The sequence below is a fragment of the Sulfitobacter sp. 15WGC genome, assembly GCF_005068605.1.
Taxonomy (GTDB): domain Bacteria; phylum Pseudomonadota; class Alphaproteobacteria; order Rhodobacterales; family Rhodobacteraceae; genus Sulfitobacter; species Sulfitobacter faviae.
The window spans coordinates 1-247 of record NZ_SZNL01000274.1; the positions used below are offsets into that span (position 1 = coordinate 1).

General features: G+C 59.9%; 1 protein-coding gene. It reads left to right on the top strand.

Translation table 11 applies throughout. The features are described from left to right. A partial coding sequence (locus FCK22_RS18750) for a cytochrome c biogenesis protein CcdA (protein ID WP_282705412.1) occupies positions 1 to 226 on the top strand: 226 nt, incomplete at its 5' end. Positions 227 to 247 lie beyond the last annotated feature (21 nt).

Below are 247 nucleotides of genomic sequence, written 5' to 3' on the forward strand. Positions count from 1 at the left end.
GCTAGGCGTCTATGCGGCGGGGCTGGGGATCCCGTTCCTGCTGGCCGCGATGTTCATCACCCGCGCCATGACGCTGATGAACCGGATCAAACCGCATATGAAGCTGATTGAGCGGATCATGGGGGGGCTTCTCGTGCTCGTCGGGTTGGCCTTGCTGACCGGTGCTTTCACGGCTTTCTCCTTCTGGCTGCTCGAAACCTTCCCGATCCTCGCAACCGTGGGTTAAGCCTTATTCTCGCCCCGAATT